We start from the raw sequence: 15497 nt of genomic DNA, 5'->3' as shown, positions 1-15497 counted from the left end.
AACAATATTTTAAACTTTTAATAAATGAAATACCTTAATATTAATTTCATATTTCAAAAAACAATTTTATTGTTACTAATAAGTTCTTTAATGGCTTGTAATTCTAACTCTAAAGCTGTTGATGTATCGGAAACTAAAATACCTGAAAAACCTAATATCTTATTTATTTTGGTAGATGATTTAGGCTATGCAGATTTGAGTATAATGGGAAGTTCGTATTACGAAACACCAAACATCGATAAAATTGCAGAATCTGGAACAATTTTTACAGATGGGTATGCAGCTTGTACGGTTTGTAGTCCATCAAGAGCAAGTTTAATGACAGGTCAATACCCAGCCAGACATGGGATTACTCAATTTGAAGGAAAAAGAAATAGTGGGCAATCGTGGAAACAACGTAAACGTTATACCAAATTATTACCACCAGAATATAAACATCATTTAGACTCTAGTTCTATTACACTACCAGAAGCTTTTAAAGAACAAGGATATGCAACTTTTTTTGCAGGTAAATGGCATTTAGGAGGAAAAGAACAAAGATCATTACCCACAGACCATGGTTTTGATGTTAATATTGGAGGATACAACGCTGGTGGTCCAAGTGGAGGATATTTTTCACCTTTTAAAAACCCATATTTACCAAATTTACCAGAAGAAAAAGGGTTGAATTTATCAATGAAATTAGCTCAAGAAACTAGTAAGTTTATAAAAGAGAATAAGGATAATCATTTTCTTGCATACCTTTCTTTTTATGCTGTTCATAGTGGAATACAAACTACTAAAGAAAAATGGACAAAGTATAGAGATAAAGCAGAAAAAATGGGAATTCAAGAGGAAGGGTTTGAGATGGAACGTGTGCTTCCTGCTAGAAAATATCAAGACAATCCGGTATATGCTGGTTTAATTGAGCATGTAGATGATGCTATTGGAACTGTAATGAAAACTTTAAAAGATTTAGGTTTAGATAAAAATACCATTATTGTTTTTACTTCAGACAATGGCGGTGTAACTTCTGGAGATAACTTTTCTACAAACCAACTTACTTTAAGAGGAGGAAAAGGTTACCAATGGGAAGGAGGTATCAGAATTCCTTATTTTATTGATATTCCTTGGATAAAGCAAGATGGAGCAAGTATTAATGTTCCTGTTTCAGGAGTAGATTTATTTCCAACATTATTAGACTTGTCTGGCTTGCCGTTAAAACCAGAAGCTCATAAAGATGGAGTAAGTTTAAAACCTCTTTTATTAGGAGAAGAAATTGATGAGAGACCATTGTATTGGCATTATCCTCATTATGGAAATCAAGGTGGAGAACCAAGTTCTATTATTAGAAAAGGGAAATGGAAACTTATCTATTATTGGGAAGACCTTCAGGCTGAATTATACAATTTAGAAACTGACCTAGGAGAGCGTAATAACCTTGCCGAAAGTAACCCAGAAATTGCAGACCAAATGAAAACGCAACTTTTAGATTGGTTAGAAACTATGGACACGCATTATGCTGAGGTAGATCCTGAATGGGATAAAGCAGCTCGTGAAAAATGGTTAGAAAAACAAAAAAATGTAACATTACCTAGACAAGAAAAACAACGTAAAAAAATGCTTTCACCAGATTGGAAGCCTAATAAAGATTGGTGGGGTAGTGAATTAAATAAAAGCGAATAATATAAAAATTAAGTTTTGATAAATAATTTAATATTCAAGAAAATGAAAAGCAATATTAAGGTTTTTAGTTTGTTAATATTAACCTTTTTTATAATGCTTTCTTGTAAAAAGAATAAAGAAGTTAGTCCTGAAAATAAATTAGAGCAACCAAACGTAATAGTTATACTTTTAGATGATGCTGGTTATGCAGATTTTGGATTTATGGGCTGTGAAGATTTAGAGACTCCTAATATAGATAAATTGGCTAAAAATGGAGTTGTTTTTACGGATGCGCATGTAAGTGCTACGGTTTGTGCACCTTCTAGGGCTGGTTTAATTACTGGTAAATATCAACAGCGTTTTGGTTTTGAGGCTAATAATACAGGTTATGGAGAGTCAGGCGATATAGGACTTTCAGACGATGTTGTAACAATGGCTGATGTATTTAAGGCAAATGGATATAAAACAATTGCTTTGGGTAAATGGCATTTAGGAAAAGACAAAACCGATCACCCAAACCAAAGAGGGTTTGATGAGTTTTTTGGCTTTGAAACTGGGAGTAGATCTTATTTTCCACTCGAAAATCCTTCAAAATATAATATGCTACAGCATAATGGTGAGCGTGTTGAGTTTGATGGGTATATGACTGATGTTTTAGGAGATCAATCTGTAAAATATATCGAAGAAAATAAAGATCAACCATTTTTTATGTATTTAGCATATAATGCAGTACATACACCAATGGAGGCTAAAGAAGAACATTTAGAAAAATACAAAAATCATTCAAGACAAAAGTTAGCAGCAATGACCTGGTCTTTGGATGAAAACATTGGAAAACTTCAACAAAAATTAAAAGATTTAAATCTGGAAGAAAACACATTAGTTTACTTTTTAAGTGACAATGGAGGTGCAGCTAATAATACTTCAAGTGGAGGTGTGTTAAAAGGATGGAAAGGAAATAAATTTGAAGGTGGACACCGCGTACCTTTTATAGTTAGCTGGCCAAAAGTTATTAAAGGAGGTCAAAAGTTTAACGGTTTGTCTTCATCACTAGATATTTTTACCACTTCTTTAGCAGCAGCAAATATTAAAAAAGAAGATGATTTAGTTTTAGACGGCGTTAACTTATTACCTTATTTGCAAGGTGAACAAAAAGGAAATCCACATAGTAAATTGTTCTGGAGAAAATTAGAAGAAGCTGGGGCTAGAGTAGGAGATTATAAAATGGTTAGACTACAAAATTATGGAGCTACATTGTATAATTTAAAAGATGATATAGGTGAAACTACAAACCTTGAAATTTCACATCCTAAAGAATTAGAGTTATTGCAAAATGAATTAATAAACTGGGAATCTAAAATGATGAATCCATTATGGGTTGAAGATCGTAGTTGGATGGATGTAACTTCTCATATTCATAAAAGATTAATGCAAAATAAACCTGTATTGTATTCAAACCCAGTAAAAATGAAAGAAGTATTGTCGAAAGAGTAGGAGTATTGTAACTGAAATATTGCTAGGTTTTAAATAAGTCAAAATGAAAAAAGTAGGTGTTCTCTTAATATTTTTATTTGTTATTGTTTGTTACAGCTGTCAAAACGAGAAAATTGATATTTATGTTAGTCTGAAAGGAAATAATATGAATAATGGAACGAAAAATAACCCTTTTAAAACTATAGAAAAAGCATTAAATAATGCTCAATTAATTAAAAGAAGTGAGCACCAGAATATTAGAGTACATCTTTTAGAGGGCGATTATCATTTAACTGAAACGCTACTTATAATACCAGAATTAAATAATATTTCAATTATAGGTGAAGGTGTAGATAAAGTAACTATCAAGGGTTCTAAAATTATTGATACTAAATGGGAGCCTTTTACAGAAAACATAATGATTACTACTGTAAATGATGCTTTAAAATTTAATCAATTATTTATAAATAGCCAATAGTCCTGAAGGACCATATATAAAATATACAAACAATCCTGTTGTAAAAGGTGGGCATGAAGTACTTGTTTGGCCACAAGGAAAAGGAGTTGCAACAATGATTGGTAAAGAAGGACCAGAAGCGTTTACCAATAGCAATAAAGGTAAACTTATAGAGTGGGGCGTCCAAAGAGTAAAAAAGAATGGTATAGAATATCTCGAAAGGTTTGATTTAAAAGAAGTAAATAAAACAAAACAATAAGCGTATTAAATAATTAATTTCAATGGTAAATAGTTTTTTAAAAGTAATATCGATAGTATTAATAGTATTTTTTTGGAGTTGTACATCTTCAGAAGAAAAGAGCATTGATCAAGCAACCACTGTTAAAACTGAAAAGGGAGAAATTATTTCGGTTTCAGGAACAAGACAAATAAGTGGTATTTATCCGCATTTAACTACGTATGCACATGCTAGAGAAAATGGAACCTATAGTTTTGGTAACGAATGTGGTATTGGAGCTTTAGCAGTATGGAACGAAAAATTATATATGATTAATTATGCTGCACACGAACCAAAAGGAAGTGAACATAAATTGTATATTATAGATAAAGATAAAAATATGCAAGTGTTTCAGGGAAGTATTGGAGGTACTCCAGCTGCTAGAATGATTCATAAAGAATCTAACCAATTACTTATTGGTCCTTATGTAATTAGTAGTTCTGGAGAAGTACGCGTGATTCCTAATAAAGAAATGAAAGGTCGTTTAACAGCTATTGCACGTCACTTAAAAGATCCAGAAAATCTTGTGTATTATTACGATATGGAAGGCATGTTGTATGAAGTAAATGTACATACTTTAAAAGTTAAAAAATTGTATCATAATCCATTACCTGGTTGGCATGGAAAAGGCGCTTATACAAGTCAAAATAAATTGGTATTAGCAAATAATGGTGAACATGGGCATGAAAGTAGTAAAAATTGGAAAATAACTTTAGAAAATCAAAAAAGTGAAGAAGATAAAGGGATTTTAGCTGAATTTGACGGTGAAAATTTTAAAGTTATTGAAAGAAGACAGTTTACAGATGTTACAACAAAAAATGGAATTAATGCAGTGCCAAATGAGCAATCTCCTCTTTGGTCTATGGGTTGGGATAAAAGATCAATACGATTAAAAGTTTTAGAGAAAGGTAAGTGGAAAACATTTTTATTACCCAAAGCAGCCTATAATAACGATCCCTCTCATGGTTGGTTTACGGAATGGCCAAGAATTAGAGAAATTGGTAACGGAAAAATGATGATGGATATGCATGGTATGTTTTATGATTTTCCTGAAACGTTTTCTCATAATAATACAGCTGGTATTAAACCTATGGGATCGCATTTACGTTATATCCCAGATTTTTTAAGCTGGAATAATATGGTTGTTTTAGCTACAGATGAAACAAGTATACAAGGAAATCCTTATGCAGGTCAACCACAGTCTAATCTTTGGTTTGGTACACGCGAAGAACTCACAAATTGGGGGCCAAAATCTGCTTATGGAGCTATTTGGTTAAATGATGAGGTGGTTGCTAAAACACCATCGCTTCCTTTTTTAATAGCTGGTTTTGATAATAGAATTTTACATTTAAATAATTTAGGTGAAATTCCAGTTACTATTACTATTCAAATTGATGAAAAAGGAACAGGAGATTGGAAAGAACTACAAACCACAGCCTTGGAAAAAGAAGGCTATAATTATTATATTTTTAAGAATGATTTAAAAGCCGAATGGGTACGATTGGTTACAGATAAAACAAGTAAGTTAACAGCTGCATTCCATTTTACTGACCAAAATTTAAAAAACAGTGTTAACGGAGCTGAACTATTTAAAAGTCTAGCTGATATTAACGAGACTGGTAAAGTATCTCATACTAAACTGTATAGTAATAAAATTAATTATAATTTAAGTGTTTATGCAGGTGAAATTGAAAATAACATCTTTAAAACTATGCAGTCTTACGAGTTTTTAAAATACGATTTTAAATTTGTAGAAGGTATAAAAGATAGTTCATCTGTAATGGCTTTAAAAAATAAAAAAATTGGAGAAGAAGTTGAATTCTATACTGAAAACTCAAACATATCTTTAAAAGCAACAGAAAATGAAAAAGAGGTTTGGACAGAAGATGCTGCATCTATAATACTACATGCTAAAGAGTATCAATTAAGATTGCCAAAAGGAAATGCTAATTATTCAAAAAAATTTTCTGCAAAAGCAACACGAGTTACCAGAGAAGTAGAATCTGAACGTGAGTTAGCAAATATTTCTGGAACATTTTATGAATTGCCAATTTATAAAGTAGGTAAAGAGCCTTTGTATAAAATGATGCGCCCTGTTGCAACACATAATAAACAAATTACCGAATTTAATACTTGGAATGGTCTGTTGGTTTTAAGTGGTGTAAAAATGAATGCAAAACCATCAGAACATGTCTATAAATCTGATGATGGTAATGTGGCACTTTGGTTTGGTGGTATAGACGATTTATGGAGTTTGGGTAAGCCAGTTGGAGAAGGTGGTCCTTGGAAAAATACACAAGTAAAAGCCAACCAATTATCAGATATGTATTTAATGACTGGCTATGATGAAAAAACAGTGATTTTAGAATCGGATGTTGCTACAGATTTTGAATTATATATCCATATAAATCATTATTCAAAAGAGCCTGTTTTATTTAAAACATTTCAGTTAAAAGCAGGAGAAAAAATAACCTATAAATTTCCTGAAGGATTTAGTGCGCATTGGGCGCAATTAAAATCTAGTAAAGATTGTAATGCAACTGCATGGTTTATATATAAATAAAAGAAATAAGTTATAAAATTAATTAGAAATAAACTTAAAATATAATACGAATGAGATTACAACAAATAATAATATTTACACTACTATTTATTTTTCAGGGTTGCAATAAAGAACCTCAGACTATGAAAATAGATTATGTAGGAAGGGCAGCAGAAAATAAAGGAATGCATGTATGGGGGTCTTCACCAGTACAGGATAAGGATGGTAAAATACATTTATTTGCAGCGCAATGGTCTACAAAAACACAACCTGGAAATTTTAGTGGTTGGTTTAAAGATTGTGAAATTGGTCATTATGTAGGTGATAGCCCAGAAGGCCCTTTTAAGTATTTAGGTGTAGCAGTTGAAGACAAAGATGGTTTGTTTAATTCACCTCACAATCCAACTATAAGTAATATTGACGGTCAATATCAACTTTGTTTTATTGTAAACGAAAACAATGATTTAAAAACACAGCGTATTGTTATGTATGTTGCGGACGATTTGAATGATACTTGGAGACCTGCAAAAGGTGGAGAAGCTGATGGTACAATTTTACGTCAAACAAAAGATTCTACTGTTTGGAATTATACAGCAAGGTTAGGAGTTTCAAATCCGTCATTAATAAAATATAAAGGGAAGTATTTTTTATATCATAAATCTGTTGTAAGAAAAGAACCTAAAGGATATGTGTTTTCTTATGGTGTTGTTGTTGCTGATAATGTTGAAGGTCCTTATGTACACACTCCTACAAGAGTTACAGAAGAAAAAATGCCACTTGAAGACGCTTATGCTTTTACAATGAAAGATTCGGTTTATCTTATGAGTCGCGATTTTAGAGGAACTCTAGGAAATAGAGGAGGAGGTTTGCTGTGGAAATCTGGAGATGGTTTTACTTTTCCTGCTGAAAAAACAGTACGTGCTTATGAAGATTTACAACATTATGTTGGTGAAGAACATTTAAAAAATGCTATTTCATACAGAGGGAAAAAAGATGGACATCTTGAGAGAGCTCAAATACTTTTTATAGATGATAAACCTGCTTATTTATACTTAGCAACTGGTGTACAAGTGAAACCAGGTTATGGTAGTAGTTCACACGTTTTTAAAATTACTTTCGAATAAATTCAATTTGGTAAATTGTTATAGGAAATGTTGATGCTACTAATTTAAAGTTTGTAAAAATAGCTAAAATGGGAACAATATTAAAGAGATTACATTTAATGAGGATACACGTATTATTAGTTTTGCTTGTATTGATATTAGTGAGTTGTTCGCAAGTTAAAGCAAAAGAAGAGGTATTAGAGCAGAATGTAGAAATAATTACAGTAGATACTTCAATAAAAACACATCCGGTTTCAAAAAATCCGGGAGGTGTTGTTTCCTGTTGGTTATTAGATTCAGATATTGAACGTCCAAGAAAAACATCTTTTACCAGTGCTATGAAAGAAATGGGTGTAAAATACATTCGTTTTCCTTATGGCCATTTGGCTGATAATTATTTATGGGATGCAGATAATGACTGGGGAAATACACTTACTCCAAAAATTGCGACCACTTCACAAGCTCCAGCTTCTTGGGATTGGGCTGTAAATCAATCAACGGGTGAATTTATAAAAGATATGGATTTTGACGAATACATTTCTATTTGTAATAATGTGGGTGCTGAACCAATGGTAGTAGTTAATATTCTTTCTTATAAATATAAAAATGGACCAACCTATCAACAATTAAAAGAAACTGCTATAGAATGGGTACGGTATGCTAATTTAACTAAAGGTTATAAGGTGAAACGCTGGGCCTTGGGTAATGAAGTAGACCATCATTCAGATTTGATTTCGCAAGAAGAATATAAAGCGCTTTATACAGATTTTGCTACTGCAATGAAAGAGGTAGACCCTACAATTTGGATTGGTCCTGGTTTGCTTAGTAATTGGCATGCAGCATTATTAGCTCATGACCCTGATAATATAGATTTTATTTGTGTTCACAACTATTTGTATAAATACGATTGGAGAAATGAAGATTATGAAGGATGGAAAAATGCAAATGATAACTTAATAAATAATGTGGAAAAGTGTCAAAATGCTGTAAATAATTCATCCATTCCCGATACAGAAATTCACGTTACCGAAATGAATTCTCGCCCTTGGAAAGATAAATCTGATAGCGATGATTTATTTCGTTCGTTAGCATATGGTGAAATGCTATTAAATGCTTGTAGTTTTGAGGATGTAAAAGCTACTTATATTTGGAATACGCATGGACCATGGGGTGGGCCAGACGAGAATGCCCCTTATAACATCCTTGATCTTGATAATAATCGAGAGCCAAGAGGAGAAGTTATTAAGATTATTAACGATAATCTTTTAGATTATTTTGTACAGGTACCTCGAGTAAATGGTTTTATTAGAGCATATGCTTGTATTGATGAATTAAATGAAAATTTAAATATTTTTTTAATCAATAAAAATGATACTGCAGAAATTGTAAATATGGAAACTTCAAAATTTAAGTTACAATCAAATTATACAATAAAAACTTTTACCGGGAATAATCCAGAGGATAAGTTTCCAGTGTACTCAGAGATGATTTATAATGATATAAATAACAATATTTTGAAGGCAGAATTAGCACCGGTTTCATTTAATGTAATTTCTGTTAAAATAAAATAATTTTTAAGTGTTGTTTTAAAAAAGTGAATCAAAATAAAAGATAAGTTTAAATAATTAAAAGAAATGAAAAAAGAATTTACATATAAGAATTCTGCTATTTATTACTTAGCATTACTATTTATATTATTTAATGGAGTTGCTAGTTTTGCACAAACCAGTACAGTAAAATCGCAAACTTCTAAAACTGGATTTCAATTGGGTTCTCTTTTTAAAGATCATATGGTGTTGCAACAAGGTGTTTCAATTCCAGTATGGGGAACAGCAGAAAAAGGAGCAGTTGTTAAGGTTCAACTAGGTGATTTAGAAGAACAAACGGTTACAGATGCTAATGGTAAATGGCGCGTAAATTTGGGTGTTTTAAAGGCAAATTTTGAGCCTAAAACTATGGTAGTATCCTCTTCACAAAATGAAAAGATAATTAAAATTTCAGATGTTTTAGTAGGTGAGGTTTGGATTTGTTCAGGTCAATCTAATATGCAATTTTCTGTAAATGGTGCTCCAGAAGTTAAAAAGTTAGTGCCTTCGGCAAAAAATATTAGAAGTTTTAAAGTTAAACAAATGGTTTCACTAGAGCCTCAAGATACTTGTGAAGGTGAGTGGGAAGTAATTCATCCAAATAGTGCTGTTGCATTTTCATTTGCTTATTTTTTAGAGAAATCTGCCAATGTTCCTGTGGGTATTATTTTAACTTCTTGGGGTAGTTCTTCTTTAGAGGCTTGGATGCCCAGAGATATGGTGGAAACAGTGCCTCATTTTAAAATAATGATGGATGAATTTGATGCTGATAGTAAAACTAAAAATAAAATAAACGCTATCTTAGAAGGCCCAAGACCTTGGAAAAATGCAGATGATATTTTTTTACGTAGACAATCAAATATTTTATATAATGCAATGATGCACCCGTTAATTCCTTATGCTTGCAGAGGCTTGGTTTGGTATCAAGGAGAACGCAATGCACAATCTATGTATGGCATGGTTAAAGAACCATGGTTTTCTAGAAATTCAGGAATATTAAAGTATGGAGATGTGCTTAAAAGTTGGATACAACGCTATCGAAAAGCTTGGAATAATGATGAGTTGCATGTTCTTGTGGTAATGCTTCCTGGATTTGGAAAGGTGTTGGATTCAGAAAAAGATATCAATCCAGAAAGTCCAGATGCGCATTCTTGGGCTTGGATGCGTGAATCTCAATTAAAAGCAATAGAATTACCAAATACATCTGTAATAAATACTATTGATTTGGGTGATGAAAAAAATATTCATCCAAAAGATAAATTACCAGTTGGTAAACGTTTAGCTCTTTTTGCCTTACATAATGTATTCAATAAAAAAGTAGATGCTATGGGGCCAACATTAAAAAAGGTAAAAGTAAAAGCTAATTCTATAGTTGTTTATTTTAATGATGTTAAACACTTAAAAACAACAGATGGTAAAGCTCCTACAAGTTTTTGGTTGTCAGATGCATCAGGGAAATGGTTTTCTGCAAAAGCGAAAATAAAAGGGAAAAAAGTAGTGTTAACGTCTTTAGATTTAAAAAAACCTTTATTTGTTCGTTATGCTTTTACAGGGAAGCCAAATGTAAACTTGGTAAATGAAGTTGATTTACCCGCTTATCCATTTAGAACAGACACTTTTAAACCATAGACTCTAAAGCTTCTGTAGTTGAAATAGTCTGTGTATTTATGATAAAAAAAATCAATTAAAAAATAATAATAAATAAAATGAGATCAAAAAATATAATTGTAGTCTTTTTAATTTTGGTTTGCACCATTCTTAGTGTTGATGCTCAAAACTTTATTCCTGATAGTAAAATTTTATATAAAGAGGTACACGGGGATAGTTTATACCTGCATGTATTTAAACCTAAGTTATCTAAAAAACCAACTGCTGCCATTGTATTCTTTTTTGGAGGTGGTTGGACAGGTGGTACCCCACAACAATTTTATCAGCAAAGTAGATATTTTGCATCGAGAGGGATTTTAGCAATTTCAGCAGAATATAGGGTGAAAAATACCCATGGTACTTCTCCATTTGAGTGCGTTGAAGACGGAAAATCTGCTATTCGTTGGGTTCGCGAAAATGCAAAAAAATTAAACATAGATCCAAATAAAATTGTTGCCAGTGGAGGTTCTGCTGGAGGACATGTTGCATTAACCACTGCATTAATAGATGGTTTTGAAAATGCTAATGAGAACTTGTCTGTTAGTTCAATTCCTAATGCTGTTGTTGGGTATAATCCAGTTTTAGATACTACTAAAAAAGGGTATGGTTATAAAAAAGTAACAGGCCGCGAAACAGAAATATCTCCAGCGCATCAGGTTAAAAAAGGAATGCCACCTGTGCTAATATTTCATGGTACAAATGATAAAACAGTGCCTTTTGAAAATGCAAAACGTTTTACTAAATTAATGAAGGAAGCAGGAAATGAATGTGAATTAATTGCAGTTGATAATGTTGGTCATGGTTTTTTTAATGGAGATTTTTTTAGAAAAGGTTCTGGAGATAAGTATTTTAATTTAACCGTATACGAAACAGATGTTTTTTTAAGAAAATTAGGTTATTTGAAAAAAAAACCAACACTTTCTAGAAATATAAAGCAGGTGTCTTGTGTTGGAGATAGTAATACTGAAGCTACATATCCAAAGTTTTTACAAGAAAAATTGGGTAAAAAATACCAAGTTAAAAATTTTGGAAAAGGTGGAGCAACTTTATTAGAAGGAACAAATCATCCATATTTTGAAAAGACTGTTTATCAAAATTCTTTAAAGTTCACACCAGATATTGTTTTAATTATGTTTGGTACAAACGATGCAAATGTTAAGTGGTGTCTAGACAAAACAAGAAAAACGGATTTTAAGGGTACACCACAAGAAGAGTTTAAGAGTCGATATATAAAATTGATAAATGCTTATAGAAGTAAGAATGCAAAAGCAGAGATATATGTATTAACACCATTACCAATTTATAAACATGAAAACAGTAGAGACCCAGAAATACAACAACGTATTGTGCATTTGAAAGAATGGGTAATTCCTATTATTAGAGATATTTCAGAAGAAGAAAATGTTACATTAATAGATGTAAATACATTAATGAAAAAAGCTTATAAATACACTGTTGATGGTGTTCATTTAAATAATAAAGGGTATAAAATGTTAGCAAATAAGATAGCTAAGGAAATCCAATAGTTTATTTATTTAAAAATAAAGTCCAAAAACCAACCTTTATATTAAAGTTAAATGAGACAACTAAAATTAGTAATTACAATCATATTTGTAAGTTTAATAACTTTTTGTAATACTGCAAAAAAGGAAAATAAAAAAGCAAAGGAATTAACAACGGAAATAAATGACGTAAAATTCACGTATCAAAATATTACAGGAGTTGGTGTAGATTCGGTATATAATAGAAGAGATAATAGTGATATTATAAAAGTAAAAGGTACTTATTATATGTGGTACACACGTATGGATAGTCCTACAACATCTGGTTATTGGGGTACAATTTGGTACGCAACCTCACAAGATGATGGATATACTTGGAAAGAACAAGGAATGGCACTTGGTTTAGGAAAAGAAGATGCATTTGATAGTCATGCTGTTTTTACACCCAATATTCTAGTGTATAACAACAAGTATTATTTATATTATACAGGGGTAAAACCAACACCAGGTAATAAAAATAAGGAATTTGAAAATAATTCAGAAACAGATATTACAGCTATAGGACTTGCCGTTTCAGATAGCCCAGATGGTCCTTTTGTAAGGGTGGAAAATAATCCGGTTTTAGAGATAAGTACTGTGGATTCAGACTTTGATAGTTTTAGAATTGACGATGCCAGCTTATTGGTTAGAGATGAAAAAATATGGCTATTTTATAAAGGAAGATCTTTTGTTGATGGGAAAAAAGGCCCTCAAAAAACAAAAATGAGTGTTGCGTATGCAAAGCATATAAAAGGACCTTATAAAAAACACAATGGCGCTTTATTAGATAAAAGTCATGAAGTGTTAATTTGGCAAAAAGATGGTGGAGTCGCTTCTTTAGCTTCTATTAATGCAACCATAAATTATGCTAAAGATGGTGAGCATTTTACGGTTTTACAAGAGCGTCTTAAAAAGATACCAAAGGCGCCAGGATTGTATCGTCCCCATTTAGAAAACGGAAACTTAACGACTGAAATTCCTGGGTGGGGAATTTCAATGATTCAAAAGAAAGGATTAGCGTATTTGGTGCGTTTTGAAATGAAGTAAACAGTAACACCTAGTAAATAATAGGGAATTTAATAAAGTGAAAATTATAGATAACAAAGGTTAATCGCTAAAAAAGACGATGACTTAAATAAGAGGCTAAATTGATTATGAAACGTATAACAAAAATATTTTTAGGAATTACAATTTTTTCTATTGTCTTTATTTCATGTGATAGCACTAAAACAAAGAAAGCAGAAACTACGAATCATAAAAACAATGAAAAACAGATACAGGTACCTACAGCAATGTCAAATCATTGGAAATTTATTGGTGAAGCAATAAATGAACCAGGGTATGATGTTTGGGGAAGTTCTCCAATAAGAGATAAAGATGGTAATGTGCATCTTTTTTCTGCAAGATGGTCTTCAGATACCCCTTTTAAAAAAGCGTGGAGGTATAATAGTGAAATAGCACATTATATAGCTAAACAACCTGAAGGACCTTTTAAATTTGTTGAAACTATTAGGAAAGGGAGTAAAGATGGAAGTTGGAATGCTGCCGGTTTTCATAATCCAAGTATAAAAAAAATAGATAACAAATATGTATTAATATTTATAGCAAATGATGGCGCAAAAAACCATGGCCCAAGTCAAAGAATTGGAATGCTTATAAGTGATAGCCTTAATGGTCCTTGGGTAGAAAAACCAAATAAGAACCAACCCTTATTAAGTCCACCTAAAGATTCATCTGTTTGGTGCTATAATAGTGGGCTTGGAGTAAATAATCCTGCACTTATAAAACATCCTAACGGTAAATATTACTTGTACTTTAAAGCTATGGCTGGACCTAAAGGAGAAGGTGGAAAAGTGAGTATGGGAGTTGCTATTTCAGAAAAATTAGAAGGGCCGTATGTTATTCAGCCAAATCCAATTACAACAAATAAGGTTAGAATTGAAGATGGATATGCTTTTATGTGGAAAAATAAAGTTTGTTTGTTAACCACCGATAATCATGGAATTTTAGAGAAAGGAGGAGGTTTACTTTGGGTATCTGATGACGGACTTCAATTCGAGGCTAAACCATTATCTGGCTTTCATAATTATCAAGATTTTTACCTTAAAGGAGTTTTTCCTGAAGGGGTTAATATCCGTTATGGTGGTAAAAAGGTAAAATTTGAAAGACCTCAATTATTAATGGATGCTAATGGAGAGCCTGAATACCTTTTTTGTCCAAGTGGAGTAGCCTTAGATGGAAGTGATGGAACGAACAGTTATGTGTTGAAATATGAAAAATAAAGTGTAAAACAAATGAAAAAAGTTGTTTTAATTTTAGTCATATTTAATTTAGTATTTCAATAAATAATTTAGAGATGAGAATAGTTATTGTATTAATTTTTAGTGTGCTTTCACAGTTTGCATTTGCTCAAACATTATATTTGGAGGCTAAATCTTCTAGTGATAATTGTGGTGTTAACGAGCAAGAAAATGGTTACTATGTAGAAAATTCGAAACCTTATATTTATATAGATGAAAATGGTTTAGAAATGCCATATAGGGTGTTTTTACCTTCAGCATATAACCCTAAAAAAAAGTATCCATTGTTGCTTTCTTTTCATGGGGCTGGCTCAAGAGGAAACGATAATTTAAAACAAATGCGTCCCTGGGTTGCCGGATGGATGGATGCCAAGCTGCAAAAAGAACATCCGTGTATAATTTTAATGCCTCAGTGTCCTAAAAAACAACAATGGGTAAATGTACCCTGGAAAAATGGTTCTTACTTTTTAAAAGATATTCCATTAAGTAAACCTATGAAACTTGCAAAAGAAATTTTTGATAAAGTTGTTAGAGAATATTCGGTAGATAAAAAGCGTATATACGTAATGGGTGTTTCAATGGGAGGTTATGGTGCATGGAATTTTGTAATGCGTTATCATAAACTTATTGCAGCAGCAGTTCCAATTTGTGGTGCAGCTGATCCGTTGGAGGCTAAAAATATAAACAGAATTCCAATTTGGGCTTTTCATGGAGATAAAGATCCTACGGTTCCAATTTCTGGTTCAATTGAAATGATTGAAGCGTTATATAAACATAAAAAGAATAAAGCACGTTTAACAATTTATAAAGGCATTGGGCATAATTCTTATGAATATGCTTGGAAAGAACCTGAATTAATAGAATGGGTTTTTAGTCAAAAAAAATAAGCTAATTGTAAAAAAGAAACCAGTTGTACTATTAAAACAT

General features: G+C 31.7%; 12 protein-coding genes. All 12 read left to right on the top strand.

Annotation, left to right across the window (positions count from 1 at the left end):
- Positions 1–24 precede the first annotated feature (24 nt).
- Entirely contained in the window at positions 25–1665 is a 1641-nt protein-coding gene (locus MKD41_RS09660; RefSeq protein ID WP_240242089.1) for a sulfatase, read from the top strand.
- A 42-nt stretch (positions 1666–1707) separates the two neighbouring features.
- Positions 1708–3138 carry a sulfatase-like hydrolase/transferase gene (locus MKD41_RS09655; RefSeq protein ID WP_240242088.1) on the top strand — a complete coding sequence of 477 codons (1431 nt, stop codon included), beginning with the start codon at positions 1708–1710 and terminating at the stop codon, positions 3136–3138.
- Positions 3139–3181: 43 nt separating this feature from the next.
- Positions 3182–3595 (top strand): DUF1565 domain-containing protein, encoded by a 414-nt coding sequence (locus tag MKD41_RS09650; RefSeq protein WP_240242087.1) that lies wholly within the window; start codon positions 3182–3184, stop codon positions 3593–3595.
- Positions 3596–3689: 94 nt separating this feature from the next.
- A complete protein-coding gene (locus MKD41_RS09645; RefSeq protein ID WP_240242086.1) occupies positions 3690–3833 on the top strand; it encodes a hypothetical protein in 144 nt (47 codons plus the stop codon).
- A gap of 22 nt (positions 3834–3855) precedes the next feature.
- Positions 3856–6414 carry a hypothetical protein gene (locus MKD41_RS09640; protein WP_240242085.1) on the top strand — a complete coding sequence of 853 codons (2559 nt, stop codon included), beginning with the start codon at positions 3856–3858 and terminating at the stop codon, positions 6412–6414.
- A 122-nt stretch (positions 6415–6536) separates the two neighbouring features.
- Positions 6537–7517, top strand: a complete 981-nt coding sequence (locus MKD41_RS09635; protein ID WP_240242084.1) for a glycoside hydrolase family protein — start codon at positions 6537–6539, stop codon at positions 7515–7517.
- Between the two features lie 68 nt (positions 7518–7585).
- Positions 7586–9067 (top strand): GH39 family glycosyl hydrolase, encoded by a 1482-nt coding sequence (locus MKD41_RS09630; RefSeq protein ID WP_240242083.1) that lies wholly within the window; start codon positions 7586–7588, stop codon positions 9065–9067.
- Between the two features lie 63 nt (positions 9068–9130).
- Positions 9131–10711: a sialate O-acetylesterase gene (locus tag MKD41_RS09625; protein WP_240242082.1), complete on the top strand. Its 1581-nt coding sequence runs from the start codon at positions 9131–9133 to the stop codon at positions 10709–10711.
- Between the two features lie 77 nt (positions 10712–10788).
- Positions 10789–12255 carry a DUF459 domain-containing protein gene (locus MKD41_RS09620; protein ID WP_240242081.1) on the top strand — a complete coding sequence of 489 codons (1467 nt, stop codon included), beginning with the start codon at positions 10789–10791 and terminating at the stop codon, positions 12253–12255.
- Positions 12256–12306: 51 nt separating this feature from the next.
- Positions 12307–13317: a family 43 glycosylhydrolase gene (locus tag MKD41_RS09615; protein ID WP_240242080.1), complete on the top strand. Its 1011-nt coding sequence runs from the start codon at positions 12307–12309 to the stop codon at positions 13315–13317.
- 107 nt (positions 13318–13424) lie between these two features.
- The gene (locus MKD41_RS09610) at positions 13425–14552 is read left to right on the top strand and encodes a glycoside hydrolase family protein (RefSeq protein WP_240242079.1); all 1128 of its coding nucleotides are present in this window, start codon (positions 13425–13427) and stop codon (positions 14550–14552) included.
- Between the two features lie 74 nt (positions 14553–14626).
- Complete coding sequence (locus MKD41_RS09605) at positions 14627–15457, top strand: dienelactone hydrolase family protein (protein WP_240242078.1); 831 nt, start codon at positions 14627–14629, stop codon at positions 15455–15457.
- Positions 15458–15497 lie beyond the last annotated feature (40 nt).

The sequence above is a fragment of the Lutibacter sp. A64 genome, from assembly GCF_022429565.1.
Lineage (GTDB): Bacteria > Bacteroidota > Bacteroidia > Flavobacteriales > Flavobacteriaceae > Lutibacter.
Note: the sequence above shows the minus strand (reverse complement) of the source record. Positions and strands in the feature narration are given on the sequence as shown.

Excerpts from the sequence above, each read along its gene's own strand:
- MKD41_RS09660 (WP_240242089.1), top strand. The coding sequence starts at position 25 with ATGAAATACCTTAATATTAATTTCATATTTCAAAAAACAATTTTATTG.
- MKD41_RS09655 (WP_240242088.1), top strand. The coding sequence starts at position 1,708 with ATGAAAAGCAATATTAAGGTTTTTAGTTTGTTAATATTAACCTTTTTT.
- MKD41_RS09650 (WP_240242087.1), top strand. The coding sequence starts at position 3,182 with ATGAAAAAAGTAGGTGTTCTCTTAATATTTTTATTTGTTATTGTTTGT.
- MKD41_RS09645 (WP_240242086.1), top strand. The coding sequence starts at position 3,690 with ATGATTGGTAAAGAAGGACCAGAAGCGTTTACCAATAGCAATAAAGGT.
- MKD41_RS09640 (WP_240242085.1), top strand. The coding sequence starts at position 3,856 with ATGGTAAATAGTTTTTTAAAAGTAATATCGATAGTATTAATAGTATTT.
- MKD41_RS09635 (WP_240242084.1), top strand. The coding sequence starts at position 6,537 with ATGAAAATAGATTATGTAGGAAGGGCAGCAGAAAATAAAGGAATGCAT.
- MKD41_RS09630 (WP_240242083.1), top strand. The coding sequence starts at position 7,586 with ATGGGAACAATATTAAAGAGATTACATTTAATGAGGATACACGTATTA.
- MKD41_RS09625 (WP_240242082.1), top strand. The coding sequence starts at position 9,131 with ATGAAAAAAGAATTTACATATAAGAATTCTGCTATTTATTACTTAGCA.
- MKD41_RS09620 (WP_240242081.1), top strand. The coding sequence starts at position 10,789 with ATGAGATCAAAAAATATAATTGTAGTCTTTTTAATTTTGGTTTGCACC.
- MKD41_RS09615 (WP_240242080.1), top strand. The coding sequence starts at position 12,307 with ATGAGACAACTAAAATTAGTAATTACAATCATATTTGTAAGTTTAATA.
- MKD41_RS09610 (WP_240242079.1), top strand. The coding sequence starts at position 13,425 with ATGAAACGTATAACAAAAATATTTTTAGGAATTACAATTTTTTCTATT.
- MKD41_RS09605 (WP_240242078.1), top strand. The coding sequence starts at position 14,627 with ATGAGAATAGTTATTGTATTAATTTTTAGTGTGCTTTCACAGTTTGCA.